The 15,969-nt window shown below is 41.4% G+C and carries 14 protein-coding genes; 3 read left to right on the plus strand and 11 right to left on the minus strand.

Features of this window, described 5'->3' with window-relative positions; genetic code table 11:
• Positions 1-52 precede the first annotated feature (52 nt).
• On the plus strand, positions 53-238 hold the full coding sequence (locus tag DW738_RS04565) for a hypothetical protein (protein WP_023023803.1): 186 nt from the start codon (positions 53-55) through the stop codon (positions 236-238).
• A gap of 103 nt (positions 239-341) precedes the next feature.
• On the opposite strand, the gene eno is transcribed toward DW738_RS04565, so the two are convergent.
• A complete protein-coding gene (gene eno / locus DW738_RS04570; protein WP_000022824.1) occupies positions 342-1,646 on the minus strand; it encodes a surface-displayed alpha-enolase in 1,305 nt (434 codons plus the stop codon).
• A 186-nt stretch (positions 1,647-1,832) separates the two neighbouring features.
• On the opposite strand from eno, the gene DW738_RS04575 reads away from it, so the two are divergent.
• The gene (locus tag DW738_RS04575) at positions 1,833-2,276 is read left to right on the plus strand and encodes a DUF1694 domain-containing protein (protein ID WP_023027060.1); all 444 of its coding nucleotides are present in this window, start codon (positions 1,833-1,835) and stop codon (positions 2,274-2,276) included.
• Between the two features lie 59 nt (positions 2,277-2,335).
• On the opposite strand, the gene DW738_RS04580 is transcribed toward DW738_RS04575, so the two are convergent.
• The 8 genes from DW738_RS04580 to DW738_RS04615 all read right to left on the minus strand — a co-directional run bounded on the left by DW738_RS04580 (position 2,336) and on the right by DW738_RS04615 (position 13,353).
• Positions 2,336-3,454, minus strand: coding sequence for a glycerate kinase (locus DW738_RS04580; protein ID WP_123160458.1), 1,119 nt, complete (start codon positions 3,452-3,454; stop codon positions 2,336-2,338).
• Between the two features lie 96 nt (positions 3,455-3,550).
• Positions 3,551-5,275, minus strand: a complete 1,725-nt coding sequence (ezrA, locus tag DW738_RS04585; protein ID WP_023027062.1) for a septation ring formation regulator EzrA — start codon at positions 5,273-5,275, stop codon at positions 3,551-3,553.
• A gap of 86 nt (positions 5,276-5,361) precedes the next feature.
• Positions 5,362-7,311 carry a DNA topoisomerase (ATP-hydrolyzing) subunit B gene (gene gyrB / locus DW738_RS04590; protein ID WP_023023814.1) on the minus strand — a complete coding sequence of 650 codons (1,950 nt, stop codon included), beginning with the start codon at positions 7,309-7,311 and terminating at the stop codon, positions 5,362-5,364.
• Between the two features lie 12 nt (positions 7,312-7,323).
• Positions 7,324-7,887: an HAD-IA family hydrolase gene (locus DW738_RS04595; RefSeq protein WP_120701770.1), complete on the minus strand. Its 564-nt coding sequence runs from the start codon at positions 7,885-7,887 to the stop codon at positions 7,324-7,326.
• Between the two features lie 177 nt (positions 7,888-8,064).
• The gene (locus DW738_RS04600; RefSeq protein WP_123160459.1) at positions 8,065-8,622 is read right to left on the minus strand and encodes a DJ-1 family glyoxalase III; all 558 of its coding nucleotides are present in this window, start codon (positions 8,620-8,622) and stop codon (positions 8,065-8,067) included.
• 1 nt (position 8,623) lies between these two features.
• Positions 8,624-9,868, minus strand: coding sequence for an FtsW/RodA/SpoVE family cell cycle protein (locus tag DW738_RS04605; RefSeq protein WP_123160460.1), 1,245 nt, complete (start codon positions 9,866-9,868; stop codon positions 8,624-8,626).
• 16 nt (positions 9,869-9,884) lie between these two features.
• The gene (locus DW738_RS04610) at positions 9,885-10,892 is read right to left on the minus strand and encodes a YeiH family protein (RefSeq protein WP_123160461.1); all 1,008 of its coding nucleotides are present in this window, start codon (positions 10,890-10,892) and stop codon (positions 9,885-9,887) included.
• A 1-nt stretch (position 10,893) separates the two neighbouring features.
• The gene (locus DW738_RS04615) at positions 10,894-13,353 is read right to left on the minus strand and encodes a bifunctional DnaQ family exonuclease/ATP-dependent helicase (protein ID WP_123160462.1); all 2,460 of its coding nucleotides are present in this window, start codon (positions 13,351-13,353) and stop codon (positions 10,894-10,896) included.
• A gap of 158 nt (positions 13,354-13,511) precedes the next feature.
• Between DW738_RS04615 and DW738_RS04620 the strand changes: the two genes are divergently transcribed.
• A complete protein-coding gene (locus DW738_RS04620; RefSeq protein WP_023027068.1) occupies positions 13,512-14,153 on the plus strand; it encodes an MBL fold metallo-hydrolase in 642 nt (213 codons plus the stop codon).
• A gap of 192 nt (positions 14,154-14,345) precedes the next feature.
• Here DW738_RS04620 and ftsX read toward each other — a convergent pair whose 3' ends face one another.
• A complete protein-coding gene (gene ftsX / locus DW738_RS04630) occupies positions 14,346-15,272 on the minus strand; it encodes a permease-like cell division protein FtsX (protein WP_123160463.1) in 927 nt (308 codons plus the stop codon).
• Positions 15,265-15,957 carry a cell division ATP-binding protein FtsE gene (gene ftsE / locus DW738_RS04635; RefSeq protein WP_023023829.1) on the minus strand — a complete coding sequence of 231 codons (693 nt, stop codon included), beginning with the start codon at positions 15,955-15,957 and terminating at the stop codon, positions 15,265-15,267. Before ftsE ends, ftsX begins: the two co-directional genes overlap by 8 nt.
• Positions 15,958-15,969 lie beyond the last annotated feature (12 nt).

Consider the following 15,969-nt stretch of genomic DNA (forward strand, 5'->3'; position numbering starts at 1 on the left):
TTAAAAAGTGATTAAATAGTGATAATAATAAATAGGTTATAGGAGAAAACTCATGAACCCAATGGATTTATTTAACCAAGTCAAAGAAATGATCGAAAAGAAAGATTTCGATGCTGCTAAAAAATTTATCGATGACAACAAGGATAACCTTGGTGACTACTTAGAACAAGCAAAAGCTCTTGTTGCTGGAAACGATCTAGTGAGCGGTGCTGTTGATAAAATCAAAGGCTTATTCTAATCCCTAAAATTCTCAACTACTTGGTTGAGGATTTTTTGTTTAGCTCGATAGCAAAAAAAATCCTTGAGAAAACTCAAGGATCTTTTTAGTCTAGTAAACTAGCTTATTTTTTCAAGTTGTAGAATGATTTCAATCCACGGTATTCAGCTACTTCACCAAGTTGATCTTCGATACGAAGCAATTGATTGTATTTAGCGATACGGTCTGTACGTGAAAGTGAACCAGTCTTGATTTGTCCTGCGTTTGTTGCAACTGCGATGTCAGCGATTGTTGAATCTTCAGTTTCGCCTGAACGGTGTGATACAACGGCAGTGTAACCAGCTTCTTTAGCCATTTCGATAGCATCGAATGTTTCAGTAAGAGTACCGATTTGGTTAACTTTGATAAGGATTGAGTTAGCTGCTCCTTCTGCGATACCCTTTTCAAGGTATGAAGTGTTTGTTACGAAGAAGTCGTCACCAACCAATTGAACTTTTCCACCAAGACGTTCAGTAAGAGCTTTCCATCCGTCCCAGTCATTTTCATCCATACCATCTTCGATAGTGATGATTGGGTATTTGTTAACCAATTCTTCAAGGTAGTCGATTTGTTCTGCAGCAGTACGTACAGCAGCGCCTTCACCTTCGAATTTAGTGTAGTCGTAGACTTTACGTTCTTTATCGTAGAATTCTGATGATGCACAGTCAAATCCGATGAATACGTCTTTACCTGGTACATATCCAGCAGCTTCGATCGCAGCAAGGATTGTTTCAACACCGTCTTCAGTTCCTTCGAAACGAGGAGCGAATCCACCTTCGTCACCTACGGCTGTTTCAAGACCACGAGATTTAAGGATTTTCTTAAGAGCGTGGAAGATTTCAGCACCCCAACGAAGAGCTTCTTTGAATGTAGGCGCACCAGCAGGTACGATCATGAATTCTTGGAAAGCGATTGGAGCATCTGAGTGAGAACCACCGTTGATGATGTTCATCATTGGAGTTGGAAGAACTTTAGTGTTGAATCCACCAAGGTAGCTGTAAAGTGGGATTTCAAGGTAGTCAGCAGCAGCACGAGCTACAGCGATAGACACACCAAGGATTGCGTTCGCACCCAATTTACCTTTGTTAGGAGTACCGTCAAGAGCGATCATTGCACGGTCAATAGCTTGTTGATCACGAACATCGTAACCGATGATTGCTTCAGCAATGATGTTGTTTACATTGTCAACAGCTTTTTGAGTTCCAAGACCACCGTAACGAGATTTGTCACCGTCGCGAAGTTCAACCGCTTCGTGTTCACCAGTAGAAGCTCCAGATGGAACCATACCACGTCCGAAAGCACCTGATTCAGTATAAACTTCTACTTCAAGTGTTGGGTTACCGCGTGAGTCTAGGACTTCGCGAGCGTAAACATCAGTAATAATTGACATTTCTTACTCTCCTTTGAGTTTAAATTTTTTACACCTCTATGATACCTTAAAAATACGCGTTTTTCAAGAAAAAACGTTATCTTTGTGCAGATTTTCCTTAACTTTAGCAAGAAATCGCTTTCTTTATCTTGAAATCCAGCTCCATTCGTTTGTCATTTTGTAGTTAAAGTATGATATACTATTCTTATGACTGATCTATCTAAAGAAATTATGGAAAAGGCCCACGGTGGCTTAAAATTAAATCCTGATGAACAACGTCGCTTTCTAGGTACTTTTGAAGAGCGCGTCCTAGGGTATGCTGATTTAAGAACAAGCAACAGTCCTCAGCTTCAAAAGGGCTTTTTGAAGGTGCTTAAAAGCTTCAGTGAGCAAGCTGACCCTCTCTTTGTAAAAATCTCCCCAAATGTTGATTCTAGCGTCCAATTGAGCTATCTAAAACAAGCAAAAGAGTTCGGTTGCCAGGCTACCATTGTTTCGGAAGAGCATGACTCCTCTCCTTTTGGGCTCGTGATACATACAGATGCACCAGTGACCACTACTGACAAGGACCTTCGCTCTGCTTTTGCAGATCTCTGGGAGGAAGAAAAGAAACCGAGCAAACCTTCTCTTTGGAAGAAATGGTTTGGTTGATCATGACTGTCCCCTAGGCATTTATATCAATAGCAAAAGATTACATAGAAAAAAGCGGTTTAACCGCTTTTTTCTATGCTTAATAGATTTCCAATATTTCTAGCTGTAAAGAGAAGATTTTCCCTTGCGTTCTTCAGAAGTTGGTCTAAACTATCAGGGTGTTTCGTTATGGAAAAAGCTCCGACTATATTTTCAAATGGGAGACTTGGTAAATCATCTGCAAGACTTCCACAAATAGCTATGACAGGGATTCCCTTTGGGGTTCGTCTCGCAACTCCTATCGGAGCTTTTCCTGATAGACTTTGATGGTCCAGTCGCCCCTCACCGACAATGACCAAGTCTGCATTTGCTACCTTGGAGTCAAAGTCGATTAGCTCTAAACAAGTTTCAATTCCTGAAACAATCCTTGCATGCGCGAAGGCACAGAGACCTGCCGCAAGGCCACCACCAGCTCCCATCCCTGCTTGGGTCAACACACTAGGACAGTTCTTTTCATAAAAGCTGTAAATAGCTTGATCCACTTTATCAAACATAGTGGGGCTAAGCCCCTTTTGTTTTCCAAAAATATAGGTTGCTCCATCTAGTCCACATAGAGGGTTCGACACGTCTGCTAAGATATGTATCTGGACATCCTCTGGAATCTTTATCGCTTTCTCTTTACGGATGGAATCACACTTTAAAAGACTTTGTCCACAGGCCTTCAATTGCTTTCCTTCTCTATCATACAATTGATAGCCTAGACCTACTGCAAGACCAAGCCCACCATCATTGGTGGCTGTTCCTCCAACCCCGATATAAATATCCTTTTTTCCTTTATTGATCAAATAACAGATCAGTTCTCCAATTCCTCGGGTCTCTATGTCAAGTGGATGACGTTGATCAACTGGAATTTTTCCTAAGCCAATCAAGTCGGCTACTTCAAAGAGAGCCAGTGTTTCCTTCTCCACATACCGCATTTCTACCGGCTTTCCAAATGGACCTGTAACAAGGGCAAAGGTTTCCATCAAGTCTAACGAGTATCGGATGGCATCCACTGTCCCTTCCCCTCCATCTCCAATAGGACAAGTAATCGGTTCTACATCGATAATAGACTGTCGCAAGCCTTCCGCAATCATTTCCGCTACTTCTTTCGCGGGTAGGCACTCTTTGAATGAATCTGGAGCAATTAAAATTTTCATGGAGTCACCTCCTTTATCTCTTTCTATGTTGGTATTTCCCATCACATCTTATCTCCATAAAAAAACATCCAGGAATATTCTCCTGGATGTTTTGGATTAGAATCGGATGGATTCTCTTGTTTTTTCATATGAGCTAACAAATCTCTCTGTTACTCCTGGTTCTACTGTTTCCAATGCTTCTGAAATGACTTTGAAGGAAGCAGGATAGTCATACTCTTTTTCAAAAATGTACAAAGCTTCATCAAAAGCTGCTTGGACATGATCATCGAACGAACGATAACGATTTGAGTATTGAAGCAACTGCTCTGTTAGAGTAGCGTATTGTACCAGTTTATAAGTTTCTTCTTCTAACTCTGTCATATCGTTGGTCAAAATATCCAGGAGACGATTGACGTTTTCAATATTGACACGACGACCTTCTAACTCAGCCAAAAGAGCTTCTGTGTTATCACTTGCAGTGAAGAAGATAGTAAGGAAGGATTGAGGAATTCCAGGTAAGTTACGCTTATCCATGTAGCGCTTAATAGCATGTAAACGGTTAGCGTAGATATTTACCTTTTGACGAGCATTCGTATCGTCTTTCTCAATCTTAGACAAGGTTTCGCTCAGTGCAATCTGATCATCTTCAATTTCCTTCAGACGTTCTTCAATCGCTTCTAACTCTTCTTGAAGAATAGAGTAAGCTTTTTGAGTTTCAGATGTATCATTCAAGGCATCCTCTACAACAAGCTCTTGAGCTGTTAATTCAGCTTCTAACTCCTTCAAGTGATTTTCCTTGAGTACTTTGCTTTCAAATATTTTGCTGAGACGTTCAACTTCTTCTGCTAAACTCTTGTTATTTTCCTTAGCATGGGCAAGGTAACCTGGTAATGCTTTGACCAATTTTTCAACCACTTTGTGTGATTCGATTTCACGAGTGAAAATATCATACAAGGCGTTGATTTCTTCTTGAATCTGCTCATTCTCATAGAGTGCATTATCTAATTCAAGAGCAGCAACATTGGCAAGATTGGCTTTCAATGCCGCATGCAGTTGTTGGAAACGTGCTTCCAAGTCGGTCTCTGTAAAATGATAACCAGATTCCAATAGTTTGCGATAACCAGATTCCAAATCTTCCAATTGGTCAGGAAGAGTTGTTTGTAGATCCTTCACAATTGCAGGAACTTTTTCAACAATGTGAGTCAAGGCTACAATATGGTTTTCTGCTGTGTCAAGAATTTCAGCAGCTTCAACAGGGTCACCTGATGAATTCAAGGTTACAAATTTTGAAAACTCAACTTGAATATTTTCAGATTGCTTCTCAATTTCGGGAAGCGCTGGGCCATACGCATCTGGATCAGAAGCCACTTGTTTTTGCAAGTTTTCAAACATATCCAAGGCATGAACAACTCGACCGCTATTCATTTCTTCTTTTTCTTTTAATTCAGATAAAGCTTGACGGATGGCCTTGATATCTTCATCAATTAATTGAACCTGACTCTCAATATTTCCAATTGCTTGCTTGGCTTTTAAAAAGCGGAAAGAATTGTTGTAGCCTTCTGCTTCAAAGAGGTTGTTCTCAATATCAGCAAAAGAATTGAGGGATAGGTCCACCCATTTTTGATTCCATTCACGAAATGCAACTTGACTTTGACCAATCAAATGCATATTCTTCACAGCCTCTACTTCATCATTTACCGGAAGGTTATACAACTCTTCTTTTCGTTCTTCCAGTGCTGCTAGTAAGGCTTCGTTACGCTTTCTCAATAAGACTGCCACTACATATCCTAAAACCAAAAGGACCCCAATGACAATAATGAGAATAATTAGTCCACGAGACATATAAAAACTCCTTCATTAAATTACTTGAAAGTAATCGTAGTTATTATATCATAAATATTCGAATAATTGGCAAATATCGCAGAATTTTATACATCAAGTGTACTATATTCGGCATTTTCTTCGATAAATTCACGGCGAGGTTCTACTCGATCTCCCATGAGCATATCAAAGATTTTATCTGCTTCTGCTGCATCATCCACTGTTACACGAGCCATGAGGCGGTGTTCTGGGTTCATAGTTGTTTCCCAGAGCTGATGATCATCCATCTCACCCAAACCTTTGTATCGTTGAATCGTTGGTTTGGAGCGACCTTCAGAATAGCGTTCTAAAGCCGCAGCCAATTCTGCTTCTTGGTTGACTCCTGGTTGAATGTATTCTTTGATCTCACTACCGACTTTTACACCATAAATTGGTGGTTGGGCGATATAAACATAGCCAGCCTCCAAAACGGGTTTCATATAGCGATAGATCAAGGTTAGGAGGAGGGTTCGAATATGAGCTCCATCGACATCGGCATCCGTCATGATGACTAATTTTTGATAACGGGCTTTTGATACATCAAATTCTGCACCAAAACCGGTTCCCATAGCTGTGAAAAGACTACGAATTTCTTCGTTGGCCAAAATCTTGTCCATGCTAGCCTTTTCCACGTTGAGGATTTTCCCACGAATAGGGAGAATTGCCTGGAACTCCCGGTTCCGACCTGATTTAGCAGATCCTCCGGCAGAATCTCCTTCGACGATGAAGAGTTCTGTCTCAGCTGGATTGTTAGATGAACAGTCTGCTAATTTACCAGGGAGGTTTGAGATTTCTAAACCAGATTTCTTGCGGGTGACTTCTCGGGCTCGCTTAGCAGCAACACGCGCTTTGGCAGCCAGAATTCCCTTTTCAACAATTTTCTTAGCAATCTGCGGATTTTCCAACAAGAAATCAGAGAAAGCATCGCTGAACAAACGGTTGGTAATCTTCACCACTTCAGAGTTTCCAAGTTTGGTCTTGGTTTGTCCTTCAAACTGTGGATTTGGGTGTTTAACAGAAATGACGGCTGTCAATCCTTCCCGAACATCTTCCCCTGTGAGATTCTCTTCATTGTCCTTGAGAAGTTTATTCTTACGAGCATAGTCGTTGATAACACGGGTTAAGGCTGTACGGAAACCTTGCTCATGAGTTCCACCTTCATGGGTATGGATGTTATTGGCAAAGCTCATGACGGTTTCGTGATAACCAGTCGTATACTGCATAGCCACTTCAACCGTGATATCATCCATTTCGCCATCAGTATAAATCGGAGTTTCGAAGATGACATCCTTGTTTTCGTTGATGTATTCTACATAACTAGCAATCCCACCTTCATAGTGGTAATCTTTCGTTTGCTCCTGGCCTTCACGCTTGTCTGTAATCGAGATCCGTAAACCACGGTTCAAGAAAGCCAACTCTTGAATCCGTTTGTTCAATTTCTCAAAATCAAATTCAGTTGTTTCTGTGAAAATTTCTGGGTCTGGAGTAAAGTGGACTGTAGTACCAGTTCGATCTGTTTCACCGATCACTTCAAGATCTGCAACGACTTGACCGCGTTTGTATTCTTGGTAATGAATTTGGCCATTCTTATGGACGTGTACATCTAGCTGAGTCGACAAGGCATTTACGACGGATGACCCAACTCCATGTAGTCCTCCAGAAACCTTGTAACCACCACCGCCAAATTTTCCTCCTGCATGGAGAACGGTAAAGACAGTTTCTACTGCCGGACGGCCTGTTTTTTCTTGAATATCAACCGGAATTCCCCGTCCATCATCGATGACTGTAATCGAATTATCAGCTTCGATAAAGACTTCGATATGGCTAGCAAAGCCAGCAAGGGCCTCATCGATAGAGTTATCGACGATTTCCCAGACCAAATGGTGAAGACCTTCTTTAGAAGTGGATCCGATATACATCCCCGGACGCATCCGAACTGCTTCTAAACCTTCTAAAACCTGGATCTGACTGGCATCATATTCTTGGCCAGTCGTTTCTTGTTTCAATTCTTCTGTCATTCTTTCCCTTTTCTAATTAAAAATATAGGCACTTAATTGATCCATTGAGTCAAACAAATAGGTCGCCATGCCAGCTCTCTGGCCAGCTTCAATATCGATCGGGCGATCTCCAATCACCAAGCCTGACTCAATTGCATACTTGTCTTTTAAATACAACATGGAAGTAGGATCTGGTTTACGTGGAAAACCGTCATCAGCTGTCACTACTTCTGTAAAGTAATGACGAATCCCTGTTTTTTCTAGGATGGTCTCTACATGATGGTCACGGTGAGAAACCAAAAAATGACGGGCTCCGTCTGCTGTCAGACGATCCAATAACTCCTCAGTCCCCTCGAATAAGCAGGGGATTTCAAGAGCTTTCTTCTCTCGCTTTTTATACTCTCCCAAAAAGTCTGGAAAGTCTGAGGCAAATTGCTGAACAGCATAATCCGTTGAAACCTTTAAAGCTGCATAAACAGAATCATGATCAGCCTCCCTTTGGAAATACTGTAAGGTCGCTACAAAAGCTTTTGTAGAGGTCTCATAATTGTCCAATAAAGTCCCACCAAGATCCCATATAAAATCATGATAATCCATAGCTTCAATTATACCATAATTTTCGAAAAATTGCTTGTAAAGTCAATGTTTTCACGGTTTTTTTACAGTCTTCTCCCTCCTATTTTACTTTCATTCAAAAAGCATTTATATTTTAAGAAATCCAGACGATAAAAAATGAAGGCAGGAAATTTCTACCTTCATTTTTCTTCTCACCATCTAAGGTGCCAACGTTCCAAAAACATCTTGATAGAGCATGCCTTCTCTTAATTTTGCTGCATCTCCACCAAAATGGTTGACCAGTGCATAAGAAAAAGCAAGTGCCGTTGCAGGGCCCCGACTGGTCAAGATGTGACCATCCTGAACCACCGCTTCTTTCACATAGTGTCCTGTTCCAATTTCTTTTTCAAAGCCATCATAGCAGGTGTAGTGTTTTTTATCTAGCAGGCCTGCCCGATCCAACACAATCGGAGCTGCACAAATAGCCGCAAGACTTTTTCCTTGTTCATGGGCTTCTTTTAAAGACTGAATCAAGCCTTCATGGTCGCGTAGATTCGCCGCACCAGGCATCCCTCCTGGAAGGACAATGCCATCAAAATGATCCAATGAACCGGACCAGACCTCATCTACCTTCACTGTGATGCCATGAGAACCTGTCACTTCTTGATCAAATCCAACCATCTGACACTCGATTTCTGCTCTTCTCAAGACATCGACAACGGTCAAGGCTTCTATTTCCTCAAACCCACTTGCTAACATAACTGCTACTTTTGCCATATCAAATGATTCCTTTCTCGTGTAGTCGACTGAGTTGTTTTTGCCTCAATAGTCGACTTTCTTTTTTTCGTTCTTCACTTACCCGATTTTGATGGCTCATAGATAACAATAAGCCAATCCCAATGAGGTTACTAACAATAGCTGATCCCCCTTGTGAGATAAAAGGCAAGGGAATTCCAGTTAGAGGCAATATTCCTGTTACAGCCCCAATATTTTCAAATATGTGGAAGACTAACATCATAATAAACCCAGTCGAGATATAAGTATAAAACTGATTATTGGATTTCAGAGTAATCCGCAACATTTTATAGACTAAAAACATGTATAAGAGGAGAAGAACCAAACCTCCTACAAATCCAAAATCTTCCGCAATGACCGTAAAAATCATATCACTCTCCCGGACAGGGATCAACAGGTTGGATACATTAAAGCCTTGCCCCAAAAGACCTCCGCTCGCAATCGCTAGCTGGCCTTGAGCCTGTTGAAAAGTCATAGTTTGAGCATAGTCAAAAGGATTCAACCAGGCTAAAATACGATTCATCTGATAGGTAGGCATCCCCAGAGTTTGATGGAGAAAGGCTCGCCCACCGTTTGATAGAAAGACGGCCAAAAAGAGAGCGATCCCACCTACGAGGGTTAAAAAGACTGGTAAAATGATTTTCCAGGAGACCCCTGAAATGAGGACGACTCCTGAGAAAATCGCCATAAATACCAAGGAAGTTCCAAAATCATGTTGAAAGGCCAAGAGTCCAAGAACTGGTATGGTGTAGGCCGCAATTTGTACAATTAGAAAAAAGTCTTTTTTAAGCGTCCGATCTTCGTCCCTATTGTTTCGTAAAAAATGAACAATCGAACGAGAGACCATCAAGATATAAGAAATTTTCATAAATTCTGATGGTTGAAAGAGGCTAATCCCCTTGTAGGCTACCCAGTTTTTAGAACCAGTCGAAGCAACCAAGTTTGGGTTGTAAAAATAAAGGGGCAAAACCATTAAGACCAAACCAAAGACATACAAATAAGGCGTCACTTTCCATAAAAATTCTGTATTAAAAAGCATGACTACAAAACTAATCATACAGCCCAAAATAATCCAGGCAACCTGTTGCCCTAAAATAGGCCAAACCAGGTCAGGATAATCATTTGAAACTGCAATGTAGACTGCCACCACTCCAAATGCCAATAAGAACAAAACAGTGGTGATCAAGGAGAAATCTCCTCTAAGTTTGAAAGACTGACGTCTCTTCATTTCATCTCCCTTTCATTTAGATTCCTAAAAAGTATTGAAGTAGCAGACTAGAAATGGATACAGCTACCCAGGCAACAAGGCCAATAAGAAGAGGAGCTACCCCCTGCTTGCGAAAGGCTTGAATAGACACTTGACTTCCAATGCCAACCAAGGCCATGGCCATCAAAAATTGCGATAACCATTTACAGAAGGGGATCCATGAGCTTGGAAACCAGCCAAAGGAGGTTACTAAAGAGGCCAAAAGGAAGTAGAAAATAAACCAAGGAACGATTTTACTTAGTTTCACTTGCTTCCCTTCTCGATCCTGTTTTGTCCGTCCTAGAAGCTTTAGCCCCAGCATCCCAAAACAGATTGGAATAATCATTAAGGCCCGTGTTAGCTTGACAACAGTCGCAATTTCACCAGCTTCTTTACTATAGGAAAATGCCGCCGCTACAACAGATGAAGTATCATTAATGGCCGTTCCTGCCCAAAAACCAAATTGCTGATTTGTCATCGCAAGAAGGTGACCAAAGAAAGGAAAAAGGAAGACTGCTAAGATGTTGAAGAAAAAGATGGTCGACATGGACAGAGCGATGTCGTTTTCATCAGCTTCTAGAACAGGGGAAGCCGCCGCGATCGCAGAGCCTCCACAAATTGCTGTCCCCATTCCAACCAAGGCCGTTAAGATCTTTGGAGCTTTTAAGAGGTAGCCCACTGCAAAAGCAGAGAGAAAGGCAATACTGATGGTCGGTAGACTAATGACCAAAGAAGACAGGCCCAATTTGGTCACCTTTTGAAAGGACAAGGTAAAGCCCATTAAGATAATCGAATATTGCAAGAGTTTTTTCCCTGAATAGGATAGACCTGATCTACTCGTTTGAGGCAAGAATTGGCTGGCATTCAACAGGATACCACACAAGATAGCAAAGAGACTAGAGCCAAGGATAGGCACTGCTTTTCCTAATACCATAGATAGTCCTGCTGCAAAAGCTGCAATCATAAGGCCTGGAAGATACTGGCTCCAATTAGATATTTTATTCATTTTAACTCCTAAATTGTTCAACAACTTCTTTTACTTCTCCTGTCTTAGCGATGACAAGAGGAGCGATTTTCTCTAAACTGGCTTGAATCTGCGAGCCATATTGACGGTTTAATAAGCGTTGATCTAATAAAATAACCAGAGATTCTTGCTCGCTTGAACGACTCGAGCGTCCAAGAGCCTGCTTTAAGCGTAAGATAGCTAGTGGCAAACTATAATCATAAAAAGGATTTTTCCCCTCTAGACGCAAGGTTTCATGTAGCTTTTGTACGAAAAAATCACTTGGATTATCAAAAGGAATACGAGGAATGACTTGAATGATTTTTGCTTGCTGGGCAAAATCGACACCCTCCCAAAAGCTACCGGATCCTAATAGAACGGAAGCTTCCCCTCTATCAAATCGCCGTTTAATATTTGCCGCTTCGCCATTTTTATACTGAGCCAGATGACTCACTGTCATCTGATGTGAAGTTGCTAGAAGTAAGTCTTTGGAAGTAAACAAGGCAAAGAGAGGCAAGCCAGTAGCTGCTAGTTCATCCAAATATCGCGCTAAAGAGATTGCTAACTCCTCTTGAGTCAGGTTGGTCAAATCAGGAAATTCTCGATCAATGAAGATGGTTTGACCTTGATGGTAGGACAGTTCTTTCCCGATGAATTGGTAGTTCTCAATTCCTAAAATCGAAGCTAGATTGACCTTTTTACTAATCGATAAGGTAGCTGAGACCAAAAGAAGTCTAGTGGTCGTCGGAATAAAGTCCTGAAGCGAAACCAAGCCCTCTCTTCCAGATTGCAGTCGAATAATCGGATGCTGGTCCTCTTGTGTCCGGTCAATCCAAAAAATTTGAAAACGAGGGTCAAAGACCGTTTTTAATTCCGCTAAAACTGGACTATCTAGTTCAGATAAATCCTGGCGAATCTTTTGAACCTGTTCTGCTCTCAGCTCTATCTTTTTGTTGCCTGATTCAAGATGTTTGAGGATGGCATTTAATTCAAATTGGAGACTTTCAAGGATCCTCCGTTTCAACAAGGATTTTTCTGTTTCTATCTCACGCTGCAGATCTAGCATGAAATCAGATAGTGATAAGGAAGCCCTTGAAAACTGCTCCAATGAAAAATAAAGTTTTTGTGCTTCATCCACCACTAGGGTTCGATTTTCTACCAATGAAGGATCGTCCTCTAAACGAGTCAATAGATAGGCATGATTGGTAAGCACGACTCGGCTCATTTTGGCTTTTTCTTGACCGAGACGCCAAAAATCTTCTGTGTAAAATAAAGATTTTTTTGATAGGTTCCCATCATGACGGATTCGTTGAACAAAATTCCCGTAGCGATGAAGCTGCCCCACTTCGTTTAGATCACCTGTCCTTGTTTGAGCCAACCAGACCAATAATTGCATTTTGAACCGATTCCAGAGGCGATTTTCCTCAGGTTCATGCAAAATTTGATAGAAGGCATCTAGTTTTAAATAATTTTGAGGACTCTTTAAACTATGAAAAGAGGTCTGAAAAACGTCCTCAATCATCTTTGCTTCCTGCTGCATGATTTGGTCTTGTAAGACCTTGGTCGGAACACTAACAACAATCTGGTCCTTTGTATGCGCTAGTAAAGGAAGGAGGTAGCCATAGGTTTTTCCAATCCCAGTAGGACCCTCAACAAAGGTGGCTACATCTCTAGAGGACTGAAGACTTTCTTCGATTGCCTGAGCAAACTCTTTCTGCAAGGGGCGGGCTTCCATCCCCATCAACTGGATATTAATATCAAACTGATCAGAAAAATTCTTAGCATCGCTCCTGATAAGGGGCTTACGAAGAAAAATCCCATGACGGGAGGTCAAGTCCTCACCATGAAAAGCTACCGTATCCTCGAAAGCATCCTCTATCAAGAGTCTCGACTCGTAAATTAGATTATCAGAAAATGGCAGCAAGGTTTCCACCAATTCTCTTGGTAGGGAAGCAATCGTTTCACGAAGCTTAAGAAAGAGCTGGGCGGTTGCTTGGGCATCTGATATAGCTGAATGAGCATGGTCCAAGGGGATCGCTAATTCTTCGCATAAGCTACTTAAATTGTATCTTTCTAAGGTTGGGAAAAAGACTTGAGCCAATTCAACCGTATCGATCCGGGGTGTTGTGAGCTCAAATCCTTCCCAAAACAAAGATTCTGCCAAGAGATTGGCATCAAATTTGACATTATGAGCAACAAAGACAGCATCTTCAATCATTTCGTAAACTTGTCTGGCCACTTGTGAAAAATCAGGAGCCTTTTTTAGTTGCTGATTGGTAATTCCCGTCAGTTGGCGAATATGTTCGTCTAGTTGTTCATGCGGGTTGACGTCTGTCTCATAGGTCTCTACAATCTGCCCATCTTGAATGATGACAATCCCGATTTGAATTATTTTTGCATTGCTGCTTGCACTGGTTGCTTCCAGGTCCACGACAGCATATTTTCTTTTAACATTCGTCGTCATAGCACTTAAAATTATATCATTTTCCGACTCGCTTTGCTTGGGTTTTTATGACATTGAAGGAGCCAAATCCAACCAAGCGATGATTCTTCGGTTTCTAGAGGCGTTTTAGTCAGCTATTTTATCATATTTTTGATAGACTAATAGAGAAAGGAGCTCTTATGAAAATCCACCGTATTGTCAACCCCATCGCTTATGAAAACACCTACCTACTTGAAAACGAGCACGATCTTCTCGTTGTTGACCCTGGCAGTGCTTGGGAAAATATCCGAAAGCGCATTGATCATCTCGCAAAACCAATTGCTGCTATTCTCCTAACCCATACCCACTACGACCATATCATGAGTTTAGAGAAAGTGCGGGAAACTTATGGCCATCCACCTGTTTATGTAGATGCTCATGAAGCGACTTGGCTCCAAAGTCCTGTGGACAATCTTTCCGGACTAGACCGACATTCTGACTTAATGGATGTGATCTGCCAGCCAGCCGAAAAGCATTTTGACTACCGAACAGCTTACCATTTGAAGGACTTCCATTTTTATGTCCTTCACACACCCGGACATTCCATCGGAGGTGTCTCTATTGTTTTTCCTAACGATCATCTCGTCTTGACAGGTGATGCCCTTTTCCGAGAAACCATTGGACGGACCGATTTGCCGACAGGAAGCGGTCCCCAACTCCTAGAAAGCATCGAGACACAATTGCTCACTCTTCCATCCTCTTATGCAGTTTACCCAGGTCATGGCAATGATACCACCATCGGTCATGAAAAAATGTTTAATCCCTTCTTTCGAAATCGTTAAAAAAGAGAGTGGGACAGAAATCGGTCATTCGTTAGAATTCGATTTCGTCGTCCCACCTCCGCACAGTTGAGTAGGGGCTATAAAAGCTGATGAAATTAGCGTAGTAGAGCCCACTCAACCACTGCGTCTTGCTCGACAATCCAAAGACAATTGAGAGGCTAGGACTTTTGTCCCAGCCTCTCTTTTATATTCTTAAATCTTCAAAAAACGTCTCATTGAAATAGATGAGCCAATCGCTCCAATTAAAATACCGAGACCAAACAATCCACCGACCATAATCGGAACAAGAATGTTTGGACTGTATAAGAACAATTTCTGATCTTGTAGGGTATTGTACATGGACTTGTAGACAATATTATAGACATAATAGAGCAAGAGAGCAGGTGGAATTGCACCAATCAAGCCAATCCACGCACCTTCCAAAAGGAAAGGAGCACGAATATAGCCACTCTTAGCACCTACCAGACGCATAATCTTGATTTCTCGACTCCGTGAAATAATGGTAATCCGAATCGTATTGGAAATCAAGAAGACTGCGATAAAGATTAGTAAACCGGCACCAATCAAGCCCCAAATACGGATGAAGTTTCCGAGAGCAAAGAGACGTTGAGTATCAACTCCTCCATCTTTTACTTCAGACACCCCTTCAATTTTCTTAGCGGCCTTGGAAACTTCTTTCACATATTTAGGAGCCGTTGTCTCTACAAAATAGGCATCATAGAGAGGATTGGCATCCCCATCAAAAATTTTCCAGTTGTTACCGGCAGTCTTGATCAAGTTTTCATATTGTTCTTCCTTGCTAGAGAACTCAACCTTATCAACATTCTTCATGGCTGTCAATGCATTATAGACTTTCTTGTAGTCTTCATTATCAACCATCTGCCCTTCTTTTTCTATCTGCGGGCTTTGATCTTGTATATCCTTGCGCATATAGACAACAATTCGTACACTATTTTGAATATCATCTGATAGCTTAATCGTATTCGCAATCACTGAGGCAAAAATCGCTACTAGTCCGAGTGTAATCATCACCGAACTAACCGCAGCAATGGTCATCCAGCCATTCCGTTTTAAACTTTTAAATGATTCAATGAGATGGCGGAAAAATCTTCTAATCATCGTATCCGTACTCTCCTTCCGCTTCATCCCGTACAACACGTCCATTTTCAATGGCGATAACACGGTGACGAAGTGTATTTACAATTTGGCTATTATGAGTCGCCATCAAAACAGTGGTTCCTTGTAAATTAATTCGCTCCAAGAGATTCATAATTTCCCAAGAATTATCTGGGTCCAAGTTCCCTGTCGGTTCGTCCGCGATCAATACTTTAGGATTGTTCACAATAGCACGCGCAATGGCGATCCGTTGTTGCTCACCACCTGAAAGCTCATTTGGAAATGAACGAACCTTGTGTTTCAAACCAACAAGATCTAGCACTTCCATAACGCGTTTCTTAATGTTGCGACGACGCTCTCCAATTACTTCCATTGCGTAGGCAATATTTTCATATACCGTCTTTTTAGGAAGCAATTTGTAGTCTTGGAAGACTACCCCAACATTTCGACGCAACATCGGAATATCGCGTTTTTTAATTTTATCTAGGTCAAAACCAGCTACTTTCAAGGTTCCTTTATCATGTTTCACCTCACGGTAAAGCAAGCGAATAAAGGTTGATTTCCCTGCACCAGAAGGTCCTACAATATAGGCAAATTCTCCTGGTTCAATATGAACGGTCACTCCTCGAAGAGCTGTCGTTCCGTTGTCATACTTTTTGACAACATCTTTCATTTCAATCATTGACATGTATTGAAAATT

This window comes from Streptococcus sp. AM28-20 (assembly GCF_003603595.1).
GTDB lineage: Bacteria > Bacillota > Bacilli > Lactobacillales > Streptococcaceae > Streptococcus > Streptococcus ilei.